At 73.0% G+C, this 26,952-nt stretch carries 24 protein-coding genes; 12 read left to right on the top strand and 12 right to left on the bottom strand.

Going from position 1 to position 26,952, the window contains the following annotated elements; translation table 11 throughout:
• Positions 1-6: 6 nt before the first annotated feature.
• Complete coding sequence (locus tag miv_RS02240; RefSeq protein WP_207181216.1) at positions 7-1,941, bottom strand: long-chain fatty acid--CoA ligase; 1,935 nt, start codon at positions 1,939-1,941, stop codon at positions 7-9.
• Positions 1,938-2,747 carry an ABC transporter ATP-binding protein gene (locus tag miv_RS02235; RefSeq protein ID WP_048429763.1) on the bottom strand — a complete coding sequence of 270 codons (810 nt, stop codon included), beginning with the start codon at positions 2,745-2,747 and terminating at the stop codon, positions 1,938-1,940. The genes miv_RS02240 and miv_RS02235 overlap by 4 nt, the downstream gene beginning before the upstream one ends.
• Before the next feature lie 191 nt (positions 2,748-2,938).
• On the opposite strand from miv_RS02235, the gene miv_RS02230 reads away from it, so the two are divergent.
• Together miv_RS02230 and miv_RS02225 are read left to right on the top strand one after the other, a co-directional pair.
• Positions 2,939-3,640 (top strand): TetR/AcrR family transcriptional regulator, encoded by a 702-nt coding sequence (locus miv_RS02230; protein WP_207181214.1) that lies wholly within the window; start codon positions 2,939-2,941, stop codon positions 3,638-3,640.
• Between the two features lie 205 nt (positions 3,641-3,845).
• Positions 3,846-5,522 carry a methyl-accepting chemotaxis protein gene (locus tag miv_RS02225; protein WP_207181212.1) on the top strand — a complete coding sequence of 559 codons (1,677 nt, stop codon included), beginning with the start codon at positions 3,846-3,848 and terminating at the stop codon, positions 5,520-5,522.
• 57 nt (positions 5,523-5,579) lie between these two features.
• Here miv_RS02225 and miv_RS02220 read toward each other — a convergent pair whose 3' ends face one another.
• The gene (locus miv_RS02220) at positions 5,580-6,767 is read right to left on the bottom strand and encodes a phenylacetate--CoA ligase family protein (protein WP_207181211.1); all 1,188 of its coding nucleotides are present in this window, start codon (positions 6,765-6,767) and stop codon (positions 5,580-5,582) included.
• Positions 6,768-7,022: 255 nt separating this feature from the next.
• Here miv_RS02220 and miv_RS02215 point away from each other — a divergent pair, with 255 nt between their 5' ends.
• A complete protein-coding gene (locus miv_RS02215; protein WP_207181210.1) occupies positions 7,023-7,892 on the top strand; it encodes an AraC family transcriptional regulator in 870 nt (289 codons plus the stop codon).
• 162 nt (positions 7,893-8,054) lie between these two features.
• Positions 8,055-8,690 (top strand): isochorismate family cysteine hydrolase YcaC, encoded by a 636-nt coding sequence (gene ycaC / locus miv_RS02210; RefSeq protein ID WP_207181209.1) that lies wholly within the window; start codon positions 8,055-8,057, stop codon positions 8,688-8,690.
• 141 nt (positions 8,691-8,831) lie between these two features.
• Here the strand turns inward: ycaC and miv_RS02205 are convergent, their stop codons facing one another.
• Positions 8,832-9,770, bottom strand: a complete 939-nt coding sequence (locus miv_RS02205; RefSeq protein ID WP_207181208.1) for a DMT family transporter — start codon at positions 9,768-9,770, stop codon at positions 8,832-8,834.
• 86 nt (positions 9,771-9,856) lie between these two features.
• Positions 9,857-10,087: a DUF1127 domain-containing protein gene (locus miv_RS02200; protein ID WP_058618515.1), complete on the bottom strand. Its 231-nt coding sequence runs from the start codon at positions 10,085-10,087 to the stop codon at positions 9,857-9,859.
• 123 nt (positions 10,088-10,210) lie between these two features.
• Here miv_RS02200 and gcvA point away from each other — a divergent pair, with 123 nt between their 5' ends.
• Entirely contained in the window at positions 10,211-11,152 is a 942-nt protein-coding gene (gene gcvA / locus miv_RS02195) for a transcriptional regulator GcvA (RefSeq protein WP_207181207.1), read from the top strand.
• Here the strand turns inward: gcvA and miv_RS02190 are convergent.
• On the bottom strand, positions 11,121-11,315 hold the full coding sequence (locus miv_RS02190) for a hypothetical protein (RefSeq protein WP_207181206.1): 195 nt from the start codon (positions 11,313-11,315) through the stop codon (positions 11,121-11,123). The genes gcvA and miv_RS02190 overlap by 32 nt on opposite strands.
• A gap of 113 nt (positions 11,316-11,428) precedes the next feature.
• Entirely contained in the window at positions 11,429-12,325 is an 897-nt protein-coding gene (locus tag miv_RS02185; RefSeq protein WP_207181205.1) for a LysR substrate-binding domain-containing protein, read from the bottom strand.
• A gap of 131 nt (positions 12,326-12,456) precedes the next feature.
• On the opposite strand from miv_RS02185, the gene miv_RS02180 reads away from it, so the two are divergent.
• The 3 genes from miv_RS02180 to miv_RS02170 all read left to right on the top strand — a co-directional run bounded on the left by miv_RS02180 (position 12,457) and on the right by miv_RS02170 (position 15,127).
• Entirely contained in the window at positions 12,457-13,251 is a 795-nt protein-coding gene (locus miv_RS02180; RefSeq protein ID WP_207181204.1) for an SDR family NAD(P)-dependent oxidoreductase, read from the top strand.
• Between the two features lie 98 nt (positions 13,252-13,349).
• Positions 13,350-14,117 (top strand): endonuclease/exonuclease/phosphatase family protein, encoded by a 768-nt coding sequence (locus miv_RS02175; protein WP_244748825.1) that lies wholly within the window; start codon positions 13,350-13,352, stop codon positions 14,115-14,117.
• On the top strand, positions 14,114-15,127 hold the full coding sequence (locus miv_RS02170; protein WP_207181202.1) for a lysylphosphatidylglycerol synthase transmembrane domain-containing protein: 1,014 nt from the start codon (positions 14,114-14,116) through the stop codon (positions 15,125-15,127). Before miv_RS02175 ends, miv_RS02170 begins: the two co-directional genes overlap by 4 nt.
• Here miv_RS02170 and miv_RS02165 read toward each other — a convergent pair.
• Positions 15,081-16,538: a phospholipase D-like domain-containing protein gene (locus miv_RS02165; RefSeq protein ID WP_207181200.1), complete on the bottom strand. Its 1,458-nt coding sequence runs from the start codon at positions 16,536-16,538 to the stop codon at positions 15,081-15,083. The genes miv_RS02170 and miv_RS02165 overlap by 47 nt on opposite strands.
• Positions 16,539-16,737: 199 nt before the next feature.
• On the opposite strand from miv_RS02165, the gene miv_RS02160 reads away from it, so the two are divergent.
• On the top strand, positions 16,738-20,178 hold the full coding sequence (locus tag miv_RS02160; RefSeq protein WP_207181199.1) for a DEAD/DEAH box helicase: 3,441 nt from the start codon (positions 16,738-16,740) through the stop codon (positions 20,176-20,178).
• Between the two features lie 99 nt (positions 20,179-20,277).
• Here miv_RS02160 and miv_RS02155 read toward each other — a convergent pair whose 3' ends face one another.
• The 3 genes from miv_RS02155 to miv_RS02145 all read right to left on the bottom strand — a co-directional run bounded on the left by miv_RS02155 (position 20,278) and on the right by miv_RS02145 (position 23,011).
• Positions 20,278-21,045 (bottom strand): EAL domain-containing protein, encoded by a 768-nt coding sequence (locus miv_RS02155; RefSeq protein WP_058618507.1) that lies wholly within the window; start codon positions 21,043-21,045, stop codon positions 20,278-20,280.
• A gap of 113 nt (positions 21,046-21,158) precedes the next feature.
• A complete protein-coding gene (locus miv_RS02150) occupies positions 21,159-22,328 on the bottom strand; it encodes a GGDEF domain-containing protein (RefSeq protein ID WP_207181197.1) in 1,170 nt (389 codons plus the stop codon).
• Between the two features lie 158 nt (positions 22,329-22,486).
• Positions 22,487-23,011: a DedA family protein gene (locus tag miv_RS02145; RefSeq protein ID WP_207181194.1), complete on the bottom strand. Its 525-nt coding sequence runs from the start codon at positions 23,009-23,011 to the stop codon at positions 22,487-22,489.
• A 263-nt stretch (positions 23,012-23,274) separates the two neighbouring features.
• Here miv_RS02145 and pdxY point away from each other — a divergent pair, with 263 nt between their 5' ends.
• On the top strand, positions 23,275-24,123 hold the full coding sequence (pdxY, locus tag miv_RS02140) for a pyridoxal kinase PdxY (RefSeq protein ID WP_207181193.1): 849 nt from the start codon (positions 23,275-23,277) through the stop codon (positions 24,121-24,123).
• A 24-nt stretch (positions 24,124-24,147) separates the two neighbouring features.
• On the opposite strand, the gene miv_RS02135 is transcribed toward pdxY, so the two are convergent.
• Positions 24,148-25,152, bottom strand: a complete 1,005-nt coding sequence (locus miv_RS02135; RefSeq protein WP_207181191.1) for a DUF2891 domain-containing protein — start codon at positions 25,150-25,152, stop codon at positions 24,148-24,150.
• Between the two features lie 164 nt (positions 25,153-25,316).
• On the opposite strand from miv_RS02135, the gene miv_RS02130 reads away from it, so the two are divergent.
• Positions 25,317-26,219, top strand: a complete 903-nt coding sequence (locus tag miv_RS02130; protein ID WP_207181188.1) for a PhzF family phenazine biosynthesis protein — start codon at positions 25,317-25,319, stop codon at positions 26,217-26,219.
• The gene (locus tag miv_RS02125) at positions 26,216-26,926 is read left to right on the top strand and encodes an NUDIX hydrolase (RefSeq protein WP_244748824.1); all 711 of its coding nucleotides are present in this window, start codon (positions 26,216-26,218) and stop codon (positions 26,924-26,926) included. Before miv_RS02130 ends, miv_RS02125 begins: the two co-directional genes overlap by 4 nt.
• The last annotated feature ends 26 nt before the right edge of the window (positions 26,927-26,952 follow it).

Raw genomic sequence — 26,952 nt, 5'->3', positions numbered from 1 at the left:
AGGCCCCTATTCGGCGGCGGCGAGGGTGGCGGGGGCCGCCGTGAGGTCGATCACCGGCAGGGTGGTGCGGATGCGTTGCGTCGTGCCGTCCTGGAACCGGATCACCGTATCGACCCGGTAGCTCGGCGCCCCGGCATAGATCGTGTCGATCAGGTCTCCGTACTTCTCGTTGATGACGCCGCGGCGGACCTTGCGGGTGCGGGTCAATTCGCCGTCATCGGCATCGAGCTCCTTATAGAGGAGCACGAATTTGGCGACACGCTGCACGTCGGTGAGGCCCTGGTTGACCTTCTCGACCTCACGGCGGATCAGGTCGATCACCGCCGGCTTCGCGGCGAGGTCCGAGTAGGTGGTGAAGGCGATGCGGTTCTTCTCGGCCCATTTGGCGACGACCGCGTAGCGGATGCAGACGAGCGCCGCCAGATATTCGCGCCCGGCGCCGAGGATCACGGCCTCGGCCACGTAGGGCGAGAATTTCAGCTTGTTCTCGATGTATTGCGGCGAGAAGCGCTCGCCGTGGATGTTGACGGCGAGGTCCTTGATCCGGTCGATGACGACGAGTTCGCCCTTCTTGTCGACGTAGCCGGCATCCCCGGTGTGCATCCAGCCGTCGCGCACGTCGCTCGGGGTGTCCGGGCCGGCCTTGTAGTAGCCGTGGAACATGTTGGCGTGGCGCGCCAGCACCTCGCCGATGCCGTTGCGGTCGGGGTCCAGCACCCGGATCTCGATGCTGTCGTCGAAGGGCACGCCGACCGTGTCGAAATCGACCGTCTCGCCCCGGTGCAGGGTGTAGGCGCCGAGCGTCTCGGTCTGGCCGTAGAGCTGGCGCAACGGCACGCCCATGGCGCGGAAGAACCGGAACGTGTCGGGGCCGAGCGCCGCCCCGCCGGTCGCCGCGGAGGTGAGCCGCGTGAAGCCGAGACGATCGCGGAGCGCCCGGAACAGCAGGGCCTCGGCGGCGCCCGAACGTTTGCCGTGGTCGAGGGCCGAGAGACCCATCCTCATGCCGCGCTCGTAGAGGGCGCGCTTGAAGGGTGAGGCGTCCATCATCCGGGCGCGCACGTCGGCGGCCACCGCCTCCCAGACCCGGGGGGCGAAGAGCACGAAGGTCGGGGCGATCTCCCGGAAATCGTGCATGAGCGTGTCGGCATCCTCGACGAAGTTGACCTTCATGCGGGAGAGGAGCGCCTGACCCAGCGCGTAGACCTGCTCCATGATCCAGGGCAGCGGCAGCACCGAGACGTAATCGTCCTCCGGCCCCTTCGGATCGGCGGCGAGGTAGCGGGCGCAGTGGCGCAGGACCCGCCCCCCGCTCAGCATCGCGAGCTTCGGCCGCGCCGTGGTGCCCGACGTGGTGCAGAGGATCGCCACCGCCTCGGCGTCGGTCGCATCGACCATCCGGTCGTAGAGGCCGGGATCGGCCGCGTGCAAGGCTTCGCCCTTGGCGGCGAGCGCGTCGGCCGAGATCAGCCGCGGATCGTCGTATTTGCGCATCCCGCGGGGATCGCAATAGACGATGTGGCGCAGGCTCGGCACCTGGTCGGCGAGGTTGAGGAGCTTGTCGACCTGCTCCTCGTCCTCGGCGATCACCGCCTTCACCTCGGCGAAGGCCAGGAGATACTGGACCTCGTCCTCGAGCGCGTCGCGGTAGAGGCCGAGCGACAGGGCGCCGAGCGCATGGGCGGCGATCTCGCCGGCGACCCAGTCGGGCCGGTTGTCGCCGATGAGCCCGACCACGTCGCCGCCGTCGATCCCGAGATCGGAGAGGCCGAGCGCGAAGGCGCGGGTGCGGGCGTGGTACTCGGCCCAGGTCGTCGGGCGCCACAGCCCAAAAATCTTTTCGCGCAAAGCCACCTCGCCCGGATGCGCGGCGGCGTTGCGGCGCAGGAGCTTCGGGAAGGTGTCGGCCTCACGCGCGATGGCTGAGAAATCGGTCGTCACGACGCGGCCCTCGCGGGTTCGAGGGTTGCGGGCTCCTCGTCGTCCTCGCCGAGATAGGCTTTGCGCACATGCGGATCGGCCAGAACCGCCTCGGGGCGGCCGAGCGCGATGCGGCGGCCGAAATCGAGCACCATGACGCGATGCGAAATGTCCATGACCACGCCCATGTCGTGCTCGATCATCACGACGGTCATGCCGAACTCCTCGTTGAGATCGACGATGTAGCGGGCCATATCCTCCTTCTCCTCGAGGTTCATGCCGGCCATCGGCTCGTCGAGGAGGATCAGCTTGGGCTCCAGCGCCATGGCACGGGCGAGTTCGACGCGCTTGCGCAAGCCGTAGGAGAGGGTGCCGGCCGGCGCCTTGCGGTAGGCCTGGAGGTCGAGGAAATCGATGATCTCCTCCACCCGGCGGCGATGCGCCAGTTCCTCGCTCCGCACCCCCGGCAGCCAGTAGAGCGAGCCGGTGACGAAGTTGTTGCGCATCAGGTGGTGGCGCCCGACCAGGATGTTGTCGAGCACGGTCATGTGGTGGAACAGCGCGAGATTCTGGAAGGTCCGGCCGATGCCGAGCTTGGGGCGCTGGTTCGGCGTCGCCTTGGTGATGTCGCGGCCGTCGAGCAGGATCTGCCCCTCGGACGGCTTGTAGCGGCCCGAGATACAGTTGATCATCGAGGTCTTGCCGGCGCCGTTCGGGCCGATGATCGAAAAGAGCTCGCCCTTCTCGACCGCGAAGCTGACATCCGTCAGTGCCTTCACGCCGCCGAAGCGCAACGAGATCTGGCGAACCGCAAGGGTTTCCGCCACGCCTGACCCTCCCTGGGATGGCGGCCGCGCTCGTCTCCGGCGCCGCTCTGCCTGTGGCGGATGCCCGGTATGTGTCCGGATCATCCGCCTTGGAAATACGTTCGACTGTTTTTTTCCGAGCGTCAAGTGCTACACTGGCGCGACGAAAGTCGTGGGGTCGGGCGCCCCGTCAGCGTAGGGTTAAGGGCAGCATGGCGCGTATCGCAGGCTCGTCGGGACCGCGGACCGAGGAGGCCATCCGGCGGGCGGGACTCAGCCTCATCGCCACCCACGGCTACGCTGCGATGAGCCTGCGCCAGCTCGCGGCCGAGGTCGGCATCCAGCAGGGCTCGCTCTACAACTATTTTCGCAACAAGCAGGAATTCCTGTTCGACCTCATCCGCGGCCACATGCTCGACCTGCACGCGGCCCTCGACGCGGCTTTGCTCTCCGAGGGCAGCGCCGAAGCGCGGCTGACCCGGTTCACGGAGTTCCACGTCGCCTATCACGTCGCGCGGCCGCAGGAGGTGTTCATCTGCTACTCGGAGCTGCGCAGCCTCGAGCCGGACAACCTCGCCGCCGTGGTGGCGATGCGGCGCGACTACGAGCGCAAGCTCGGCGAGATCCTCGACCACGGCCGCGCCACCGGCGAGTTCCACCTCGCCGATACCCGGATGGCGACGCTCGCCATCCTCGCCATGCTGTCGGGCATCTGCACCTGGTACAAGCCGGGCGGGCGCCTCTCGACGGGAGGCCTGCAGGAGATCTTCACCGGGATGGTGCTGGCGCTCGCCCGCGGCGAGACGCAGACGCTCGCCCGCGGCGAGACGCAGGCGCTCGCGCCCAGCGAGGCCGTGGAGCCCGTCGCGGTGCCGGCACGCCGGCGCGGGGGCCTGCGGGCCGGGGTCGGTTAGGGCCTCGCATCGTCTATCGACCGTGCAGCCGGCGACGCCACGACACGAGGGCGGCCGGATTTTTGCATTCGGTGCCGCAGCGGCAAGATTTTCGCGAACATCCGCGCATTGTCACAATCACCTACAAAATAAACCAGGCATTCACTTCCCGCCTTCTATTTCCCGGCGGACATCCGGCAGGGTCCGGATCCGGAGTGGCCGCCCCATGTTCGTGCTCACCCTTCCCCGCAAGTTCGCCTTGCTGATCGCGCTCGCCGCAACGAGCCTGGTCGCGCTCGGCGGGATCGCGCTCAACTACCAGTACGAGGCGATGCTGGCCCAGCGCATCGAGCGTCTGTCGCTGATCACCGAGGCCGCCGCCAACATCGTCGAGCGCTACCGGCAGAAGGCGATCAAGGGCGAGATCACCGAGGCCGCGTCCCGCGAGGCGGCGCTCGCCGACATCGCGGCGATGCGGCACGGGCGCGACAACTACCTGTTCGTGAACGACGGCACCGGCACGGTGATCGCCCACCCGGCCGCGAAGGTGGTCGGCCGCAACCTGATGGGCGTGACCGATCCGACCGGCTTCCGCTACGTCGCCGACGTGATGCCCCGGGCCAAGCGCGACGGCGCGGCCACCTTCCGTTATACCTGGGTCCCGGAGGGCGAGACGGCGGCGGTGCCGAAGATCGGGCTCTTCCGCTTCTACGCGCCCTACGATTTCTACATCGGGACCAGCGACTACGTCAGCGACCTGCGGGCGATGATCGTCGCCCAGGTCCAGCGCCTCGCCCTCGCGGCGCTCCTCATCGTGCTCGTCCTCGGCGGCGCCTCGCTGATGATCGTCCGCTCGATCGTGCGGCCGATGGAGCGCCTGCGCGCCGCGATGACCGCGCTGTCGGAGGGGCGCACCGACCTCCCGGTGCCGGAGACCGGGCGGCGCGACGAGGTCGGGGCGATGGCCCGCACGGTGCTGGTCTTCCGCGACAACGCGATCGAGCGCGAGCGGCTGCGGGGCGAGAGCGAGGCCGAGGAGCTGCGCCGGATGCGCCGCGCCGCCGCGCTCGACGACCTGATCCGGGGCTTCGAGGCCGCGATCACCGGCGTGGTCGCCACCGTCTCGACCGCCGCGGGCGAATTGCGCGGCACCGCCGAGACCATGACGGCGACCGCCCGCGAGACCGCCGCGCAATCGACCACCGTGGCGGCGGCCGCCGAGCAGGCCTCGTCGAATGTCGGCACCGTGGCGGTGGCGGCCGAGGAACTCGGCGCCTCGGTCCAGGAGATCGGCCGCCAGGTCGACGGCTCGGCCCGTCTCGCCCGGGCCGCGGTCACGGAGGCCGGGCAGACCGCCGATCAGGTCCGGGCGCTGACCGAGGCCACCGCCCGCATCGGCGACGTGGTCGGGCTGATCTCGTCGATCGCCGCGCAGACCAACCTGCTCGCGCTCAACGCCACCATCGAGGCGGCGCGGGCCGGAGCGGCGGGCCGGGGCTTCGCGGTCGTCGCCGCGGAAGTGAAGGAACTCGCCGGCCAGACGGCCAAGGCGACGGAGGAGATCACCGGCCAGATCGCGGCGATCCAGGCCTCGACCGGCCTCGCCGCCGGCGCGATCGGCGGGATCACCGCGCGGATCGAGGAAATCTCGGGCGTCGCGACCTCGATCGCCGCGGCGGTGGAGGAGCAGGGCGCGGCGACGCAGGAGATCGTCCGCAACATCGCGCAGGCGGCGGACGGCACCGGCGAGGTCACCGGTAACATCGCCGGCGTGGCGGGCGCGGCCGAGGAGACCGGCGCGGCGGCGAGCCAGGTGCTCGCCTCGGCCTCCGAGCTGTCGCGCCAATCCGCGCGCATCTCGGCCGAGGTCGATCGCTTCCTGGCGCAGGTCAGGGCGGCCTGAGGGCCGGGCGGCCGCAAGGTGCCGGCGGCTCCCGGAGCCCGGCGGCCGCCCCTCCCCTCACCCCACCGGCCGCTCGTCGGCGACGACCTTGCCGTCGTTCGGCAGGCTGCCCGGGGCGACGAGATCGACCGTGCCGCGCAGCTTCGTCACCGCCCGCAGGGTCTCGGCGACGCGCTCCGCCAGGGCGGCGTCGGGGGTGGGGCTCTCCGCCCGCAGCGCCATGGCGTCGGCCTCGTCGGCGCGGGTGACCACGAGGCGCAGGCGGCCGAGCTCGGGATGGCGGCGGGCGATCTCGGCGACCTGCTCGGGGCGCACGAACATGCCCTTCACCTTGGCGGACTGGTCGGCCCGGCCCATCCAGCCGCGAATGCGGCGACCGCCCGGCAGGAAGGCCGTGAGATCGCCCAGCGCGTAGCGGATCAGCGGCCGGTCGAGGTCGAGCACCGTGACGACGATCTCGCCGACCTCGCCCTCCGGCACCGGATCGCCGGTGCCGGGGCGCACGATCTCGAGGATCAGCCCCTCGTTGACGAGGAGGCCGGGCTCGCCCGGGGTCTCGTACGCGATGAAGCCGACATCCGCCGTGGCGTAGGCCTGGGCTGCGGCGATGCCGCGCTCCCGGAACTCGGCCTGGAGCGAGGCCGGGAAGGCGGCGCCGGAGACGAGCGCCTTCCCGAGCGAGGACACGTCCCGCCCGGCCTTGGCGCCGGCATCGAGCAGCACCTTGAGGAAGTCCGGCGTGCCGACATAGCCCGCCGGCCGGTAGGCCTCGATCAGGTCGAGCTGCTGCTCGGTGTTGCCGGGCCCGGCCGGGATCACCGCGCAGCCCAAGGCCCGCGCGGCGGTGTCGAAGATGAAGCCGCCCGGCGTCAGGTGGTAGCCGAAGGTGTTGAGGACGACCTCGCCGGCCCGGAAACCCGCGGCTTCGAGCGCCGGCGCGCCGCCCCACGGGTCGTCGCCGGCCCGCTGCGGCTCGAAGATCGGCCCCGGCGAGGTGAACAGGCGGGCAAACCCGCCGACCGCCCCCGGCACGAAGCCGCCGAAGGGCAGCGTCTCGCGCTGGCGCGCCGGCATCTCGCCCTTGCGCAGGACCGGCAGGCGGGCGAGCGCGGCGCGGTCGGTGACGGTGGCGGGGTCGATGCCGGCGAGGTGCGCGGCGTAGGCCGGGGCCTCCAGGGCGGCCGCGAGGGCGGCCGGAAGGCGCGCGTGCAGCGCGGCGGGGTCCCGGGTCTCGGTGTCGGGCATGAAGGGGCGTCCTCCCGGAGATGAGCCCGCGCGTTGGCCGCGCGGTGCGTCAGGATCGATGGGCCAGGCCGTTTCGGCGGAGCGCGGGCATTCGCGCCGGGCGGGCCGCCGCGACGCGCGCGGCGACGGCCGTCCCGGCCGCATCCTACGACAGCATGGGCGATCTCGACAGCCGGTCTCGAAGGAACGCCCGCCGGGGCGTCGCCAGCAAGACCGGTCAGGACGGACGGGGCTCGGCTCGGCCATGGTGCGGGCATGGACCGACCGCCCACCCCCGACCTCGTCGCCGACACCCTCGCCTGGATCGAGGGCCGGCTCGACGAGCGCCTGACGCTGGCCCGCCTCGCCGACCGGGCGGGGCTCTCGCCCCATCACTTCTCGCGCCTGTTCACCGCCCGGATGGGCCTCGCGCCGATGGCGCATGTCCGCACGCGCCGCCTGGTGCGGGCGGCCCGGCGCCTCGTCGCCGAGCCCGGCCTGCGGCTCGTCGATCTCGCCTTCGAATCGGGCTTCGAGTCCCAGGAAGCCTTCACCCGCGCCTTCGGGCGCCATTTCGGCGTCAGCCCCGGCCGGTTCCGCCGCGGCCTCGCCCTCCCGGACGGAGACCCGCCCATGCCGCACCCCGCCGCGACCTCCCGCGCCGTCGCCCGCCTGCCCGGCCTCGCGACCCGCGACGCCTTCACGGTCGCCGGTCCGACACGCCGCTTCGACCCGACGACCGCCGCCACCATCCCGGACCTCTGGTCGCGGCTGATCCGGGCCCTGCCCTTCGTCGACGGGCAGGTGCCGAGCTGGTCCACCTACGGCGTCGTCTGGAGCGCCGACCGGGAGGAGGGCAGCTTCGACTACCTGGCCGGCGTCGGCGTGTGGCCGGACGGCACCCTGCCGGCGGGCTTCGTGCGCAAGGCGATCCCTGCGGCGACCTACGCGGTCTTCCGCATCACCCTCGACGGGACCGCCCTGCCCCCGCAGGTCAAGGGCGCGATGGCGACGATCTGGGGCGAGCTGATCCCGGCCTCGGGGCTCACGGTGGCCGACGGCCCCGACTTCGAGCTCTATGACGGCCGCTTCGCCCCCGACCGGCCCGGTACCGTCATCGACGTGCACGTGCCCGTCATGGTGTGAAGGATCCACGTTCGGGGGAGCGGCCTCATCCCCTCCCGATACTGAAATCCTGGAAACGATCGTTTTCCATCGTTTCTATTTGTTGAGCTAACAAATGCCGGCACACTCCCTCCATCGACAGCGCGCACCGCGCATCGCCCGGGCGCCCCGATGGAGACGACCATGAGCAAGCCCTACGCCCGCCTCGACCTCGACCAGGCCGTCGTCCTCCTGATCGATCACCAGGCCGGCCTGATGTCGCTGGTGCGCGACATCGATCCCGACCGGTTCAAGAACAACGTGCTGGCGGTGGCCGACCTCGCCGCCTACTTCAAGCTTCCGACCATCCTCACGACCAGCTTCGAGGAGGGCCCGAACGGCCCGATCATGCCGGAGCTGAAGGCCAAGTTCCCGGACGCACCGTTCATCGCCCGCCCGGGCCAGATCAACGCCTGGGACAACCCCGATTTCGTCGCCGCCGTGAAGGCGACGGGGCGCCGGCAGCTCGTCATCGCGGGCGTCGTCACCGAGGTCTGCGTCGCCTTCGTGGCCCTGTCGGCGATCGCGGAGGGCTACGAGGTCTTCGCGGTCACGGATGCCTCCGGCACCTTCAACCCGCTGGTGCGCGACGGCGCCTGGAACCGGATGTCGGCGGCGGGCGTGCAGCTGATGAACTGGTTCGCGGTCGCCTGCGAGCTGCACCGCGACTGGCGCCGGGACGTCGAGGGGCTGGCGACGCTGCTCGGCGACCACATCCCGGATTACCGCAACCTGATGACGAGCTACGCGGCCCTGCGGCCGCAGGCCTCCGGCGCCTGACCTGGCGCTCCCATGGAGACCGGCGGGGCCGTTCGGGGAACCGTCGGAGACGGGAAAGGCGCGGGAGATCCCCTCTCCCCGCCCGCGGGGAGAGGAGGAAGCCAGTGCCTTTCCTCGAGGCGCTCCGGCGTGGGGGAGAGGTCACGACCTCCCCGGCACGACCCCCGCCCCCCGCCGGCGCAGCAGCCGCCCGTCGATCGCCACCAGCCCGGCGCCGATCAGCGCCATGCCGAGGAGCTGGCGCGGCACCACCGGCTCGCCCAGCACCAGGGCGCCGAGGAGCAGCGCCGAGACCGGGATCAGGAAGGTGACGAGCATCAGGTTCGTCGCCCCGGCGCTCGCCAGCAGGCGGAAGAAGATCACGTAGGCGAAGGCGGTCGACAGTGCGGCGAGGCCGACGACCGCCGCGACCACCGTGAGAGGAGGCATCCCCAGGGTCCAGGGCCGGTCGACCGCGAGGGCGACGGGCAGGAGCAGGGCCGTCGCGGCGGTGACTTGGCCGGCGGCGGCGGAGAGCGGCGGGATGCCCATGCGCTTGAAGCGCCGCCCGTAGAGGCCGGCAAAGGCGTAGGAGAGGGCCGCGAGCAGGATCGCGCCCTGCGCCAGGACCTCGGCCCCGAGCCCGGCCAGCAGCGAGGGCCCGACCATCACGGCGACGCCCGCGAGCCCCGCCAGCACGCCGGCGAGGCGGTGGGCCGTCAGGCGCTCGTCGGTGGTGAGGACGTGCGCCACCAGCACGCCGAAGAGCGGCGTGGTGGCGTTGAGGATCGCCGCGAGGCCCGAGGCGATGTGGGTCTGGCCCCAGGCGATGAGGCAGAACGGCACCGCGTTGTTGAGGAAGGCCGCCCCCAGGAAGGCGCGCCAGACGGACGCGCCCCGCGGCATCGGGATGCCCCGCAGCCGCAGCACCAGGGCGAGGATCGCGGCCGCGAGCCCGACGCGCAGGACCACCAGGGTCAGGGGCGGCAGCGCCGACAGGGCGATGCCGACGAAGAAGAACGAGCCGCCCCACAGGACCGAGAGGCCGAGGAGCAGGCCCCATTCGGCAGGGGTCATCGGGCGGTTGGCGGCGGGCTGCATCGGATTCTCCGGGCGAGGACGCCGCACCCTGGCGCACGGGATGCCCCAGCGGCATCCCGATCCTTGCGGCGCAATCCGCCCGGCGCTCAATCGCGCCAGAACGGCTTGTCCGCCTCGCGCACCGCATCGGCCCGCGAGAGGCCGACATCCTTCAGGAGCCCGTCGGGGCAGCGCAACAGGGCGCGGCGCTCGCGGCGTCGGTCGGCCCAGAGCTCGAGGCGCTCGACGAGCGAGACGGGGTTGCGCCGGCGCGCGGGCGCGAGGCGGACGATGGGAACGAGGCGCAGGTTTCCTCGGCCAGCGACGAGGCTCGTCATGGCTCTCTCCGGGTCGGACGATGGGGTTCGTGAGGGAGAGATTGCCTTTCCGGGACGGCGCGCGCAAACCAGATCGCCTCGTCCTTCGCCCCAGGAAATCTGGGCCACCGGGAGATCTGGTCCATGGCTCGCGATCTCGGACCCCGCCGGCGCCTGCCGCCGCTCAACGCCGTGCGGGCCTTCGAGGCGGCTTCGCGCCACGCCACCTTCCACGAGGCCGGGGACGAGCTCGGGGTCAGTGCCGGCGCGGTGGCCCAGCAGGTGAAGATCCTGGAGGGCTGGTTCGGCTTGGCCCTGTTTCGCCGGCTGCCGAGCCGGGGCGTCGCCCTGACGCCGGCCGGGCAGCGCTTCGCGGCCGCCGCCGGAGAGATTCTGGACCAGCTCGCCGAGGCGACCGCCCGGCTGCAGCGCCTGGGCCGGGACCACGTGCTGACCGTGAGCACCACCCATTCCTTCGCCAGCCTGTGGCTGATCCCGCGGATCGGCAGCTTCCGCGCGCAGCATCCCGACCTCGACGTGCGGGTCGTCGCCAACAACCGCCTGGTCGATTTCGCCCGCGACGACGCGGATCTCGCGATCCGGCACGGGCGCGGGCGCTATCCGGGCCTGCGCTCCGACCTGCTGATGCGCGACGTGGTCTTCCCGGTCTGCAGCCCGCATCTTCGCGACGGGGCGCCGCCGCTGCGCGCGCCCGACGACCTAGCGCGGCACACCCTGCTGCACGACGACGACCCGATCGACCTCGAATCGGTGGGCTGGCCGCAATGGCTGGCGGCCGCCGGGGTGCCCGGCATCGACGCCTCGCGGGGGCCCCGCTTCACCCACACCTTCATGGTGCTGCAATGCGCCACCGCGGGCGGCGGGGTCGGCCTCGCGACGCGGGTGCTCGGGGGCGACCTCGTCGCCGGCATCGGACAGGGCGCGACCGGCCTGGTGCGGCCCTTCCCGGACGAGGTGGCGAGCCCCTACAGCTTCTTCCTCGTGACGCCGACCGAGACCGACGCCCCGAAGGTGGCGTGCTTTCGCGCCTGGATCACCGCGCAGGCGGAGGCGTGGGCCCGGTGAGGGCGGGGCGGGCGGCGTCCGCGTCCCCCGACCACGAGACGCCGCGCCCCTCGCCGAGCAGGATCCAGGCACCGGGCTCGGGCCGCGTCCGGCCCGGCAGCAGGCGGCGGAGAAGGGCCGCGAGGCGCGAGAACCAGAACGACATCATCGAACGCGACTCCACGGGCAGGATCGGCCGGACAAGCGTGGCCGCGAGACCGTTGTGCCGCGGGGGAACGATCGGTTCCATGACCGGGCGTCCCGATTCCTTGCCTGCCCGTCCGCATCGGCCACCCGTCAATCCCGCAACGCCGCATGGGCGGCGAGGAAATCGACGAAGCAGCGGATGCGCAGGGACAGCCGCTCGTGCCCGGCATAGAGCGCGTGGACGTCCTCGGCGTCGCCGGGGCTGAACGCCTCCAGCACCGGCACGAGGCGGCCCGCCGCGATGTCCTCCTCGACGTGGAACCGGGCGAGGCGGGCCAGCCCCGCGCCGCCGAGCGCCATCATCCGCACCACCTCGCCGGAATTGCCGAAGAAGTTGCCGCGCACCGGCCGCTGCGCCACCGCCCCGTCGATCAGGAACGGCCAGGTATCGAGGGAGCGGCGGAAGCTGAAGGCGAGGCAGTTGTGGTGGGCGAGCGCATCCGGATGGGCGGGCAGGCCGGCCCGCGCGAGGTAGTCCGGGGAGGCCACCACCGCGAGGCGGCCGCGGCCGAGGCGCTTGGCCCGCAGGCGCGTGTCGCGCAACGGGCCGATGCGGATCGCCACGTCGGCCCGGGCCTCGACGAGATCGACCACGTCGTCGGTGAGCGCGAGGTCGACCCGCATCCTGGGGTGCCCGCCGAGGAATCGCGGCAGGACCGGCAGGATCACCTTCGTGCCGAACGGCACCGAGGCGTTGACCCGCAAAAGGCCGCTCGGCACCGCCGCGTCGCGGCCGAACCCGTCCTCGATCGCGGCGAACTCGGCGATCAGCTCGGCGGCCCGGCGCAGGTACAGCTCGCCCTCCGGCGTCAGGGTCATCGACCGGGTGGTGCGCCGGATCAGGGAGACGCCGAGGCGCGCCTCCAGCCGCGCCACCGCCCGGCTCACCGCCGAGGGCGTGCGCCGCAGCGCCTTGGCGGCGGCCGCGAAGCTGGCGCGCCGCGCCACCTCCACGAAGGCCTCCATCTCGCCCAGGCGGTTGTCCATGGCCGGTCCATTGGTGCGTCCGATGCACGAGTATCGTGCCGGCCCGCGCGCTGGTCATCAATCGCCCGCGTCGTCATCTCGGGGTCTCACGAATGGAGACCCTCGGGGTCTCCCGGACGGAGACCACAGCCATGGACCTCAGGATCGGCGGCCGGACCGCCCTCGTCACCGGTGCCACCGCGGGCATCGGCCTTGCCATCGCCCGCCGCCTCGCGGCGGAGGGCGCCGCGGTCGTGCTGCCCGGCCGCAACCAGGCGAAGCTCGACGCGGCGGCCGCATCTATCGCGGCCGAGCCCGGCGCCCGGACGCCCCGGACGGTGCTGGCCGACCCGGCGACGGCCGAGGGCGCGGCGGCGTTGATCGCGGCGGTGCCGGAGGTGGATATCCTCGTCAACAACCTCGGCATCTACGAATCGAAGGCCTTCGAGGCGATCACCGACGCGGACTGGCACCGCCTGTTCGAGGTCAACGTCGTCTCGGGCGCGCGGCTCGCCCAGGCCTACTTCCCCGGCATGCTGGCGCGGAATGCCGGGCGGATCGTGTTCGTGTCGAGCGAATCCGGCCTCGTGCCGCCCCCCGACATGCTGCACTACGCGGTGTCGAAGACCGCCCAGCTCACCATCGCCCGGGGCCTGGCGCAGCGCACCCGCGGCACCGGCGTGACGGTGAATTCCGTGTTGCCCGGCCCGACCCGCTCGGAGGGCATCGTCGACTTCCTGAAGAGCGTCGCCTCCGATCCGGACGCCCCGGCGGCGGCGCTGGAAGAAGAATTCTTCCGGGTCCACCGCCCGCTCTCGCTGCTCGCCCGGATGATCGAGCCCGACGAGATCGCCGGCCTCGTCGCCTATCTGGCGAGCCCGCTCGCCGCCGCCACCAACGGCGCGAGCCTCCGGGTCGAGGGCGGGATCGTGCCGACCATCGCCTGAGCGGGACCGCCCGCGGCGCCAAGCGTGGCAAGACGGGCGAAACCGGGCGCAGGCTCGGCCGTTGAGGGGGGATGCCCGCTACGGAAGGCCCCGCCCGGTTGCTCCGCGTCCTCACCTACAACGTCCGCCGCTGCCTCGGCGCCGACCGCCGCCTCGACCCGGCGCGCATCGCCGCGGTGATCGCGGCCTGCCGGGCGGACGTGGTGGCGCTCCAGGAGCTCGATGTCGGGCGCGCCCGCAGCGGCGGGATCGATCAGGCGGAGGCGATCGCCGCCCGGCTCGGGATGCGCTCGCACTTCCATCCGGCGATGCGGGTGATGGAGGAACTCTACGGCGACGCGATCCTGACCGCCCTCCCCTCCCGGCTGGTGCGGGCGGAAGGGCTGCCAGAAAGCGCCGGCCGCGAGCCCCGCGGCGCGCTCTGGGCCGCGGTCGGCGTCGGCGACGCCGAGGTGCAGGTCGTCACGACCCATCTCGGCCTCGACCGGCGCGAGCGGGCGGCGCAGGCGGCGGCGCTCCTCGGACCCCGCTTCCTCGGCGATCCCGCCTGCCACGATCCGGTGGTGCTGCTCGGCGACTTCAACGCCCTGCCGGGCTCGGCCGTCCACCGCCGCCTCGCCGACCGGCTGCCGGACGCGGAGGGCCCCGTCCGCCGGGCCTGGGCCAGGCCGACCTTCCCGGCCCGCCTGCCGCTCCTGCGCATCGACCACGTCTTCGTCAGCCGCGGCGTCGCGGTGCGGAAGGTGCATCGGGTCCAGGGCCGCCTCGCCCGGACCGCCTCCGACCACCTGCCCCTCGTCGCCGACCTCGACCTCGCGCCGGACGTCGCGCCCCCTGCCCTCGCGCTCCGGGAGGAACCCGCGTGACGACGACACAAGACCAGAACCGTGAAAAGACCTCCGCCCGGCGCCGGTTCTGGACCATCCTCGCCACCCTCGTCAGCGTCGGGCTCGGCGGCTACCTGCTCTACCGCACGCTCTCCGGCTACAGCCCGGGCCAGCTCGTCGACGCGGTGCGGGCCCTGCCGGCGAGCCGGCTCCTCGCGGCCGGGGGTTTTGCCGCCGCGAGCTATCTCTGCCTCACCGGCATCGACTGGCTGGCGCTCCGCGCCGCCGGCAAGCCCCTGCCCTATCCCCGGGTGGCGCTGGCCGCCTTCATCAGCCTGTCGCTCGGCCACAGCATCGGATTCGCCGGCCTGAGCAGCGGGGCGATCCGCTACCGGTTCTACACCCGCTGGGGCCTCGGCACGGCGGACGTCGCCAAGGCGGTCCTGTTCTGCGGCGTCACCGTGGCGGTCGGCCTGATGGCGCTCGGCGCGGTCGCGGTGCTGGTCCATCCCGGTCTCGCCCAGGAGGTGACGGGGCTCGGCACCGGCGCCGTCCTGGCGGCGGGGCTGGCCTGCGCGGCTTTCGTCGCGGGCTATCTCGCCCTCGCCGCCTGGTGGCGCAAGCCGCTGACCTTCCGGCGCTGGTCGATCGAGATGCCGCCGCTGCCGCTCGCCGCCGCGCAGGTGGCCCTGGGCGCCGTCAACTTCGCCCTGGTCTCGGCCTGCCTGCATCAGGTGCTCATGGCGGTCTCCGACGTGGGCTACCTCGCCGTCGCCTCGGTCTTCGTCATCGCCAACGCGGCGGTGCTCATCACCCACGTCCCGGGCGGCGTCGGGGTGATCGAGAGCGTGGTCGTCCACCTCCTGCCGAAGACCGACGTGATCGGCCCGCTCATCGCCTTCCGGTGCATCTACTTCCTGGTCCCGCTGGCGCTCGGCCTCGTCGCCTTCGCGGCGACCGAGGCGGTGTTCCGGTGGCGCGATGCGGGCGGGGCGCGCAGCCCTACCCCGTCCCGAACGGCCGCTCCGGGTCGAGCAGCTCGGAGCTGACGAGCGGATCGAGCAGGCCCTCCTCCTCCGGCACCTCGCAGACCCGCAGGCTGCGGGGACCGCCCATGTGGCGCCGGATCGCCGCGATGAGGCCGTCCCGCTCGGCGGCCTCCGCCAGCACCTCGGGCGCCACGCCCAGGTGCTCGGCCGCCAGGCGGTCGCGCAGGGACAGAATCGCCCGGCGCTCCTCAGGCGTGCGGGCCTCGACCGCGAGGTCGCATTCGGTGTCGAGGGCGACCGAGCGATTGTTGAGGTTCGAGGAGCCGATGCGCAGGAACCCGTCGTCGACGATGACGAGCTTGGCGTGGACCTCGATCTCGCACTCTTCGCCCTCATCGCCCTCGGTGCCCGGAACCACCGGATAGGCCACGAGCAGGCGCCCGAAGCGGTCGATGGCGCGCAGGCGGCGCAGCACCCGGTCCCGCGGCGTGCCCATGGCGACGCGCTCGGTGAAGTTGTGCGAGCGGCGCGTGATCACCACGACGATCTCGGGTCCGTCCTCCGCCGTGAGGTGGGCGGCGAGCGCGTCGGCCACGAAATCGGCGGTGAGATACTGCGCCTCGAGGTAGAGGGTCTTTCGGGCCGCGGCGAGCGACGCGGCGGTGAGCGCCGCCGCCTCCTCGACCGAGGGCTCGTCGCCCTGGAGCGGCATGGTGCGGGCGATGGCGACGGGCATGTCGGTGAAGAGCGGCGCCAGGTCCCGCGGCCAGACCGGCGCGGCGCCGCGGACGGGCGCCAGCACCTCGCCGGTGGCGGCGCGCCAGCGCTCGCGGGCGATCGCGCCGATCCGCGCGGCGGCCTCGCCATCCACCGCCATCTGGAGGTCGTGGACCGGGGGATAGAGCTCGCCGTCGGGGTTGGTGCGCAAGGGGTCGCCGGCCGTGTGGGCGGGGGTGTCCCAGCGCCCGACCGTCAGGTCGATGCCGCCCGCAAACGCGATGCGGTCGTCGATGCAGACGAGCTTCTGGTGGTGGGCGGCATAGAGCGGGTGGTGGGTGTCGAGGCGCAGCTCGACCCGCGGATGGGATTCCCACTCGGCCCCGAACAGCAGCGGCAGAGCCGCGCCCGGCCCGTGCAGGGTGGCGACGCTCCAGACCAGCACCCGCACCTGGAGGTCCGGCCGCCGCGCCGCGAGGTCGCGCAGGAGCGGCCCGAGCGGGGGCGACTCCTCCGGCGACGCGTCGTGGCGCAGGCGGATGCGCCCGTCGAAGTCCCAGCCGACGATCAGGATCGAGGATTGCGCCTGGCGCAAGGCCTCCTCCAGACGGGCGAAGTACTCGGCGGAATCGACCATCACGGCGACCCGCTCGGCCCGGGCCACGCACCAGCAGGTGCGGCCGGGCTGAAACAGGGTCTCGCGCGCGGGCGCGAGGGCCGCGGGTTCGCCGGTCACGGGGTGCTCGTCGCTCATCGGGCCTGTCCGGTCATGAGACGCTCGTTCCCTCCTGCACGCCTAACGGCTCTGTCGAGTGCCGGAACGGCAAGCGGAGCCATCCGTTCCGAACGCCGGCCGCCCCCAGGCGATTCGCCGGTCCGGCCACCGGCCGGTTTCCAGCACCGTCCCGCCTCCCTACCTTGCGGGCGGCAGGCCGGAGGCGAGCACCGTTCCGATGCGCAGGACGTCCTCATTCACCGAACGCGACATCCTGCGCAACTGCGGCCACGCCTCCTTCCACGACGGCGCGCGCGACCTCGCCGCGGGCCGGGTGCGCGAGATCGAGTGCGACGGAGACAATACCATCGAAGGCGACGTCGAGAGCCGCACGGGCAAGACGGTGTACAGCGTCACGGTCGCCGTGGAGAAGGGCCGCACGGGCACCGTCATCACCGGGCACTGCACCTGCCCGGACCGCACCAATTGCCGGCACGTCGCGGCGGTGTTGCTCGGGGCGTTCCGGGGCACCGTCCGGCGCGTCCCGCCTCCACCAACTCCCGAGACACGGGCGGCCCGGCTGCTCCAGTTCCAGGATTCCGCCGGCCCCGAGGCCCTGCCGTCGGAGCTGGAGAGCTGGATCCGGACCCTCGACCGCGCCCGCCGAACCGGCAGCGAGGCGTTTCCGCCCGAGATCGACCGGCGCCTGATCTACGTCCTCCTAGCCCTGCCCGGCCACGGCGGCACGGCGCCCCGCCTCGGCGTCGCGCCGATGCAGGCCCGCATCCTGAAGAGCGGGGCGCTGTCGGCCAAGGCTCGCCCGGTCGAGCCCTACGCCATCGTCCACGCGGGGACCCCGAGCGCCTACCTGCGCCCGTCGGACCTGCGCATCCTCAAGTCCCTCGCCGGGCGGCCGCGCGAGGCCGAGGCCGACGCGCCGCCGGCCTATTCCTTGCTCGACGAGGCCGGGGCCGAGATCCTGGAGCGGGTCCTGGCGACCGGCCGGGCCCGGTTCGGGACCGTGCTGGGACCGGCCCTGGCGGCGGGCCCGCCCCGGCCCGGCCGGATCGACTGGGTCGAGGGCGAGGAGACCCTGGCGCCCCACCCGCGCCTCGACGACGGGGACGGCACGGGCGCGGAGCCGGGTGAAGGGGCGGACGAAACGACGAACCAAGGCACGGTTTTGGCCCTCGCGGCCCGACCGCCGGCCTATCTCGATGCCGGGTCCGGGCTCGTCGGGCCGATCGAGGTCGGGGTGCCGCCCCACCTCGCCGCCGCCCTCATGGCGGCCCCGGCGGTACCGGCGGCCTCGGCGCGGGCCCTCAACGCGGCGCTCGCCGAGGCGGTGCCGGACCTGCCCCTGCGCCTGCCGGAGCCGCCGCGGGAGACGATCGTCGACGTCGCGCCGGTGCCGGTCCTGCGCCTGTTCCAGATCGAGGCACCGGCGCCCTTCCTGTACGGGCAGCCGCCCTCGACCGTGCCCGTGCGCCTCGCCGCGCTGTCGTTCCGCTACGGCCCCGTCGCGGTGCCGTTCGGCGACCCGCGGCAGCGGCCGAGCCGGCTCGCCGGCGGCCGGCTCCACGTCGTGGAACGCGACGGCCCGGCCGAGCGGCGGGCGGTGGCGCGGCTCCTCGCCCACGGCCTGTCGCCGCTCCAGGAGCGCCGCACGCCCCTGGCCCTCGGCTACGCCCAGCACCAGGGCCATGCCCGGGACTTCCTGCCCGATGCCGGCGAGGACGCCTGGCCCGCGATCCAGGCCGAGGCCCTGCCCGCCCTCAAGGCGGCGGGGTTCGAGGTCACGGCCGATCCGAGCTTCCGCGGCCGGGTGCTCCATCCGGATGGGGCGGTCGAGGTCGCGATCCGCGAGAGCACCGGGATCGACTGGCTCGAGCTCGACCTCGGGGTCGAGATCGAGGGCGAGCGCATCCCCCTCGCCGAGCCGGTCGCCGCGCTGCTGGCACAGCCCGGCTTCGCGATCGAGGCGCTCGACGAGACCTCGCCCGAGCCCGTGATGGTGCCGCTGCCGGACGGGCGGGTGCTGGCGCTGCCGGCCGCCCGGCTCAGGCCGATCCTGCTCGCCCTGCGCGAACTGAGCCTCGGTGGCACCGGCGAGGGCGGGCGCCTGAAGCTCGGCCTCGTCGACGCCGCCACGCTCGCGGCCCTGGAGCGGGCGAGCGAGGCCGCGAGGATCGCCTGGCGCGGCGGCGAGTCGTTACGCGCCATGGGCCGCCGCCTGCTGGCCGAGGGCGGCATCCCGCCCGTGGCGCCGCCGGAGGGGTTTCGCGCGGCCTTGCGGCCCTACCAGGCGGAGGGGCTGTCCTGGCTCGCCTTTATGCGCGAGGCCGGCCTCGGCGGAATCCTCGCCGACGACATGGGGCTCGGCAAGACCGTGCAGGCGCTGGCGCTGATCGCCCGCGAGAAGGCGGACGGGCGCCTCGACAGGCCCGCCCTCGTGGTCGCGCCGACGAGCCTGATGACGAACTGGCGCCGGGAGGCGGAGCGCTTCGCCCCCGACCTCGCGGTGCTGGTCCTGCACGGGCTCGGCCGCCGGGAGCATTTCGACGCGATTCCCCGGCACGACCTCGTGCTCACCACCTACCCCCTCGTCGCCCGCGACCAGGCGGTGCTCGGCGCGCAGGCGTGGCACCTCCTGGTCCTCGACGAGGCCCAGACGATCAAGAACCCGGACGCGGCGACGACCCGGATCATCCGTGCGCTCACCGCCCGGCACCGGTTCTGCCTTTCGGGCACGCCGCTGGAAAACAACCTGGCGGAGCTCTGGTCGCTGTTCTCCTTCGCCTGCCCGGGGCTCCTCGGCGAGCGCCGCACCTTCGCGCGGGACTGGCGCACGCCGATCGAGAAGCACGGCGATGCCGAGCGCGGCCGTCTGCTGGCACGGCGGATCCGGCCGTTCCTGCTGCGCCGGACCAAGGAGGAGGTCGCCCGCGACCTGCCGGCCAAGACCGAGATCACCGAGGAGGTCGAGATGGGCGAGGCCCAGCGCGCCCTCTACGACTCGATCCGCCTGGCGATGCATGCCCGGGTGCAGGAGGCGATCGCCGCCAAGGGTTGGGAGCGCAGCCGCATCGTCGTCCTCGACGCCCTCCTGAAGCTGCGCCAGGCCTGCTGCGACCCGCGCCTCCTGAAGCTCGAGCACGCGGCCGAGGCCGGCTCGGCCAAGCTCGAACGGCTGGAGGAGCTGCTCGAGGCCCTGCTGGCCGAGGGGCGCCGGGTGCTGGTCTTCTCGCAATTCACCTCGATGCTCGCCCTGATCAAGCCGCGGCTCGACCGGGCCGGCATCGCCTACACGGAACTGACCGGCCGCACCCGCGACCGGGAAGGGGCGATACGGCGCTTCGAGACCGGCGCGGCGCGGGTGTTCCTCATCAGCCTCAAGGCCGGCGGCACCGGGCTCAACCTCGTCGCCGCCGACACGGTGATCCTCTACGATCCCTGGTGGAACCCGGCGGTGGAGGCCCAGGCGATCGACCGCGCCCACCGCATCGGCCAGGACAAGCCGGTCTTCGTCCACCGGATCGTCGCGGCGCGCAGCATCGAGGAGAAGATGGAAGCGCTCAAGGCCCGCAAGAGCGCGCTCGCCGAGGCGCTGTTCGACCACGACGGCGCCCCGACGCGCGCGCTGACGCCGGCCGACATCGACGCGCTGCTGGAGGCGTGAGGCACCGCCGGAACGAGGGCTTCGGCGCCGCCCGGCGGCGCTCACGCCGCCTGCTGGATCCCAACGGCGCTCACGCCGCCCGCCCCATTGCCGCGGCGCTCACGCCGCCTGCCGCATCCCCGCGGGGCTCAGCTCCGGCAGGGCGGCCACGGCGGGCCGCGCGAACAGGTAGCCCTGGAACAGGGTGATGCCGGCCTCGCGCAGGGCGGCGAGCTCGTCGGGGGTCTCGATCCCCTCGGCGATCACCGCGACGCCGAGCGCGCGCGCGATGCCGATCACGCCCGAGACGATCGCCCGCCGGGCCGGGGAATCGGCGATGCCGCGGATCAGCTCCATGTCGAGCTTGATCAGGTCGGGCTGGAACCGCGCCAGCAGGCCGAGGCCGGCATAGCCGGCGCCGAAATCGTCGAGCGCGGTGAGGAAGCCGCGCTGGCGGTAATCGGTGATGATGCGCTGGACGTGGGCCACGTCGGTCATGCGCTCGTTCTCGGTGAACTCGAACATGATCCGCTGGTGGGAAAACCCGATCCGCCGCGCCGCCTCGAGCGTCGCCCGGATGCAGGCCGCCGGCTCGTAGACCGCGTTCGGCAGGAAGTTGATCGACAGCCGCACGTCGCCGGCCGGAAACAGCCCGCCGGCCAGCTCGATCGCCTTGGTGCGGCAGGCCTGGTCGAACCGGTAGCGGTTGTCGTCGTTGACCTGGCCGAGGATGTAGCCGGCCCCCTGCCCCTCGGTGCCCCGCACCAGCGCTTCGTAGCCCCAGACCCCGTCAGTCTCGATGTCGACGATGGGGTGGAAGGCCATCGTGAAGGCGAAGGGAAGCGGTTCGCCGCTCCTGCATTGCCCGCATCCGCTCCGCTCTGTCATCATCCTGCTCCGAATCCGTCTGGGAATACCCTCCCAGGGTTATCTTCATGTAAGGTAAAACCTGCAGCTCACATGCCGGATAGGGTGGACGTGCCCGTGAATTCGGCGCGACGTCAGCCGACGCGGACGTCCCGGCTCGCCGGCACGGTGCCCGCCGCCCACCGCCCCTTGCCGGCGGCCTTGGCGCGGTAGAGCGCCGCGTCGGCCTCCGCCAGGAGCGCCGCCGGCTCCATGCCGGGAGCGGCCCAGGCGATGCCGACGCTGACGCCGATGCCGAGCCCGCCCGGGCAATCCGGCCCGAGGTCGCAGGGGGCCTTCACGGCCTCGATCAGGTGCGCCGCCACGATCGCGGCCTCGTGCGCCCGGTCGCCGCCGGCGAGGATCACGAACTCGTCGCCGCCCAGGCGCGCCGCCTCCCAGTCCGGCGGGAGCGCGGCGGCGATCCGGGCGGCGACCTCGATCAGCAGGGCGTCGCCGACGCCGTGGCCGAAGCAGTCGTTGACCGCCTTGAAGCCGTCGAGGTCGAGGTAGAGCAGGGCGAGGGACTCGTCCCCGGCGGGCAGACGGGCCGCGAGGCCGTCCATCAGCCCGGTGCGGTTGAGGAGGCCGGTCAGCGGGTCGTGCGTGGCGCGGCGCTGGTTCTCGCGCTTGGCGAGCAGCACCTCGACGTAGGTGTGGTTGAGCCGCACGGTCGTGATGCCGGTCGCCACCGCGAAGATCAGGCCGAGGCCCGCGGCGAGCAGGAACCAGGCGTCGCCGTAATACAGCGGCAGCGCGATCTTCAGCGGCATGTCGCAGAGAACGATCATCGCCACGGCGAGGCGCGGGGCGGCGTAGTTGCGGGTCACGATCCCGCTGAGAATGCCCATCATCGTCAGCGGCGCCAGGACCTGCAACAGCGGGTCGCCGCTGAGAAAGCACAGGAGCGTCATGGTCCCGACCATCCCGGCCCAGGCCACGCTCGAGGCGAGCAGGAGGTCGGTCGGGGCCGGCCGGTTGTCGGCGACGGCACGCCGGGCGCGCAGGATGATCCCGATCCGGGCGGCGAGCAGGGTCAGGTCCGCGGCCAGCAGGCCGAGGAAGAGCGGCCCGGGATGCCGGATCGCGGCCGCGAGCTCGACGGCCAGCATCGCCAGGGCGCCGAGCGCCAGGGAGGCGAGGGAGGAGGACAGCGTCGCGAGCAGGCGCACGCGCACGTCGTCCGGCAGGTCGAGACCCGGATCCGCCAGCCAGCGCAGCAGCACCGCCTTCGGCAACAGGTAGGACGGCGTCGGGTCGTGCATCGCTGGTATCCCGGGCCGCTCTCTCGCGCGTCCGCAAGACAGCTTTCGGTCGGGCACCTTAAGAATCGATGACGCGGCGATCGCCTGTCGTCGCGTTCCAGACGCTCAGCCGTGTTCCTCTGAGCGAGGTCTGTCCTCCACTGAAAGAATTCCTTGCGTCAGGCCCGACGCAGCCAGTCGATCAGCCCGGCGCCGGGGGCGAGCCAGACGAAGGCCCAGAGAAAGGCCGAGGAGAGATTGGCGAGCCAGAACGGCAGCCGCGGCAGCAGCGCCACCCCGGCGATCAGCGGCACCACCGCCCGGGCCGGGCCGATGAAGCGGCCGACGACGATCGCCCAGGCGCCCCAGCGCTGGCAGAAGGCCTCGCCCTTCCGCACCATCTCGGGGTAGCGGCTGAGCGGCCACATCCGCTTGGCGCCGTCCTTGTAGTAGCGGCCGACCTCGTAGGAGACCCAGTCCCCCAGGATCGCCCCGACCGCCGCGCCCACCATCACGGGCAGGAACGGGATCGCGCCCGAGCCGATCAGCGCCCCGATGCCGATCAGGATCACGGTCGCCGGCACGAGGAGCGAGAGCACCGCCAGGGATTCGCAGAAGGCGATGATCCCGGTGATCACCGGCGCCCAGGCCTGGTGGTCGCGCACGAAATCGAGCACCGTGGTGCGCATGCTCTCGAAGTCCATCTCGAACCTTAACCTTGGGGTGGCGGGCAGCAGGGAGAAGTCGCCAGGCCGCGCGGACGTTCCGCGGGGACGTTCCGCGGGGACGTTCCGCCGGAGCGTTGCGCGTCGCAGATCGTGTCGGTCCGGCGCGGCGAGCGCCGGGCGAATCCCGCGGGGGCCTCCCGCCGTTCGGGGCGGTTGCCAGGAGCGCCCGATCCGGGGATCGTGCGGGCCTCGCGCCCCGGCCCCGGCCGAGGGCGCCCCCGCGAGGGTCCCGTGCCGCGATGAACGTCCTGTCGATCCAGTCCCACGTCGCCTACGGCCATGTCGGCAACGCCTCGGCGGTCTTCCCGATGCAGCGCCTCGGGGTCGAGGTCTGGGCCGTGCACACGGTGCAGTTCTCCAATCACACCGGCTACGGCGCCTGGCGCGGCCGGGTGTTCGACGGGCCGGCGATCGAGGAGCTGGTCGAGGGCATCGCCGAGCGCGGGGTGCTGCCGACCTGCGACGGCGTGCTGTCGGGCTACATGGGCTCGGCCGATATCGGCACGGCGATCCTCAGGGCGGTCGAGCGGGTGCGGGCGGCCAACCCCGCGGCCCTCTATTGCTGTGACCCGGTGATCGGCGATGTCGGCCGCGGCGTGTTCGTGCGGCCCGGCATCCCGGAATTCATGCGCGACCACGCCGTGCCGGCGGCCGACCTCATCACCCCCAACCAGTTCGAGCTCGACTACTTGAGCGGGATCGAGACCCGGACGCTGGCCGACGCGAAGGCGGCCGTCGCCGCCGTGCAGGCGAGCGGCCCGAAGGTGGTGCTGGTCACCTCGCTCCACACCGAGGAGACGCCGGACGACAGCATCGACATGCTGGCCGGCGAGGCCGGCCGGTTCTGGCGCCTGCGCACCCCGCGCCTGTCCTTGAGCGTCAACGGCGCGGGCGACGCCACCGCCGCCCTGTTCCTGGTGCACTACGCCCGCACCCGCTCGGCCGGCGAGGCGCTGGGGGCGGCCGCCGCCTCGGTCTTCGGCCTCCTGCGGCGCACCGAGGAGGCCGGCGCCCGGGAGATCCTGACGGTCGCGGCGCAGGACGAGTTCGTGGCCCCGAGCCGGACCTTCCCGGTCGAGGCGGTGTGAGCGGTCACGCCTCCGGAGCCGGTCTCAGGCCTCCAGCGCCAGGAGCGCGAAGCTCGCGAGCCAGTGCTCGCCCATGTAGTCGTCGGCGAGGTGCGGCAGCGCCGCGGCGAGATGCGCCTCGGCCGCCTCGCGCAGGATCAGGACCCGCGGGTCGCCGTCGGTGAGCGCGCCGGCGAGGGAGCGCAGGCACCAGGCCCGGCTGAGGTTGAGCCCGTCGAGATGGGCGATCTTGCCGTCGCTGCGGTCGGTGACGGTGGCCGGCCGAAACAGGGTCTCGGGCCGGCGTTCGGCGAGGCGCGGCAGGAAGCGGTCGAACCACGGCCCGAACGCGTCGGCCGGCATCAGGCGGCGCAGGCACTCGGCCTCGATCAGGGCGGAGGACAGGAAGTCGTCGCCGCTCGGCTCGCCCCAGGCCGGGCAATCGGCATCCTCGCCGTACCAGCGCAGGGCGGTGGCGCGCAGCAGATCGGTCAGCGCCGCATCCCCGGTTCCTTGCGCGTAATCCGCCGCCATGCGCAGCCCGAAGGCGGTGTTGAAATGCGTGCCGACCCGAACCGGGTAGGGCGAGAGCGGCAGGAAGTCCCGGAAGCGCCGGGCGAAGATCTCCGCCATCGGGGCGAGCGCCCGCGCCCAGCGCGGATCGGGCAGGCGCGCCAGCTCGTCGGCGAGCTTCAGCGCCCAGGCCCAGCCGTAGGGCCGCTTGAAGCCCCGCGCGGTCGGGGCCTCCAGGTAGGCGCACTCGCCCGCGACCTTCTCGGGCGTCAGCTGGCGGTCGAACAGCGCGCGGATCGCGGCGGCCTGCGGTCCTTCGGGGAAGAGCCGCAGCACCCGGGCGAGCAGCCAGTAGCCATGGACGCAGGAATGCCAGTCGAAGCTGCCGTGGAACACCGGGTGCAGGGCGGCGGGCGTGCGCGCGTCGTCCGGCCCGGCCAGCGTGTGGTCGGGCTTGTTCGGGTATTCCCGGGTGACGTGGCCGAGGGTGAGCGCGGCGAAGCGGGCGCCGGTCTCGGGGGTGAGAATATGGGGCATGGCAGGGCGCTCCGTCGGATCGTCCCGCACGCCTACACCATTCGGCGGCGGCGTTTCACCTGCAGCCGTCAGACCTTGCCGCCCTCCCCTTGCCGCCCTCCCCTTGCGCCCTCCCCCCGATCCGTGCTGCCTCGCGCCACGCCTTCGGACGGATGGATGCTCCAATGCCCGCACGCCGCTACGCCACCCTGGACGTGTTCACGCAGACGGCGCTCGCCGGCAACCCGCTGGCGGTCGTGCTCGACGCCGAGGGGCTGGACGAGGCCGCGATGCAGGCCATCGCCCGGGAATTCAACCTGTCGGAGACGGTGTTCGTGCTGCCGCCCGCCGAGAGCCGGCACCGGGCGCGGCTGCGGATCTTCACGCCCACCCAGGAGCTCGCCTTCGCGGGCCACCCGACCGTCGGCACCGCGGTGCTGCTCGCGCTGGGCGACCGGCGGGCGGAGGTCGCCGACGCGGTGGCGTTCGGGCTCGAGGAGCAGGTCGGCGTGGTGCCCTGCGTGGTCGAGGCCGGCGAGGGACGCGGCCGCGCCCGCTTCCGCCTGCCGCGCCTGCCGGAGAGCTGGGGCGAGGAGCCGGACGCCACGGCGCTCGCCGGGGCGCTCGGCCTGTCGCCCTCCGAGATCGGGTTCGCCCGCCACCGGCCGAGCCGCTACAGCGCCGGCACGCCGTTCCACCTCGTGCCGGTGCGGAACCTCGACGCCCTCGGGCGGGCCCGGGCGAGCGCCGCCTCCCTGACCGAGGCCCTCGGGCCCGGCGCCAAGGTCTTCCTCTATACCGGCGAGACCGGCGATCCCGCCCACGACTTCCGGGCCCGGATGTTCGCCCCCGCCGCCGGCATCGCCGAGGACCCGGCGACCGGCGGGGCGGTGGCGGCCTTCGCGGGCGCCCTGATCCAGTTCGAGCCCTTGGGCGGCGGCACCCACGACCTCCGCATCGCGCAAGGGGTCGAGATGGGCCGGCCGAGCGAGATCCTGCTCCAGCTCACGATCGATGACGGGGCCTTGCGGGCGGCGGAGATCGGCGGCAGCGCCGTCCTGGTCTCCGAGGGCGTGCTGCACCTGTGACCGGCGTCACCCTCACGCCGGCCCGCGCGGTCGCGGCCCGGATGGTCGCGCAGGACTGGCCCTGGGCCCGCGACAACCGGGCCGCCATCGCGGCGCATTGGGAGCGGCGCCGGGCGGCCCGGCCGGCGATGTTCAACGGTACCGTGCTGATGCTGCGGCGCTGGGCGCTCGCCGACGGGGTTCTGGACCTCGACCTGGTCGAGGCCGAGTTCGCCGCCCTCCTGGCCTTCAAGGATTGGGGCTTCCCGGACGGGAGCGTCCTCAACGTCTTCGCGGCGGCGGTGCCCCGCACCCGGGACGGCGCCTTCCTGCTCGGCGAGATGGGACCGCACACCGCCGCCGCGGGGCGGGTCTACTTCCCCTGCGGCACCCCGGACCGCAGCGACATCGCCCCCGACGGCCGGGTCGACCTCGCGGCGAGCGCATTGCGCGAATTGCGGGAGGAGACCGGCCTCACCGCGCCGGAGGGGCCGGATCCCGGCTGGATCGTCGTGCGCGACGGCGGCCTGATGGCGCTCCTGCGCCCGGTTCAGCTCGCCGAGGACGAGGCGGAGGTGCGAACGCGGATCGCCGCCCACCTCGCCGCCGAGGCGGAGCCGGAACTGTCCGGCATCGTCGCCGTGCGCAAGGCCGCGGATCTCGACCCCGCCCGGATGCCGGGCTTCGCGCGGCACTACCTCGAGGCCGTGCTGGCGGGGACCGCCTGAACGTGCGTTCGGCGAGGCGCAGCTGT

This window comes from Methylobacterium indicum (assembly GCF_017347565.1).
In the GTDB taxonomy this organism is placed as follows: domain Bacteria; phylum Pseudomonadota; class Alphaproteobacteria; order Rhizobiales; family Beijerinckiaceae; genus Methylobacterium; species Methylobacterium indicum.
The sequence above is the reverse complement of the archived record's forward strand: the minus strand, read 5'-3'. Positions and strand labels throughout refer to the sequence as shown.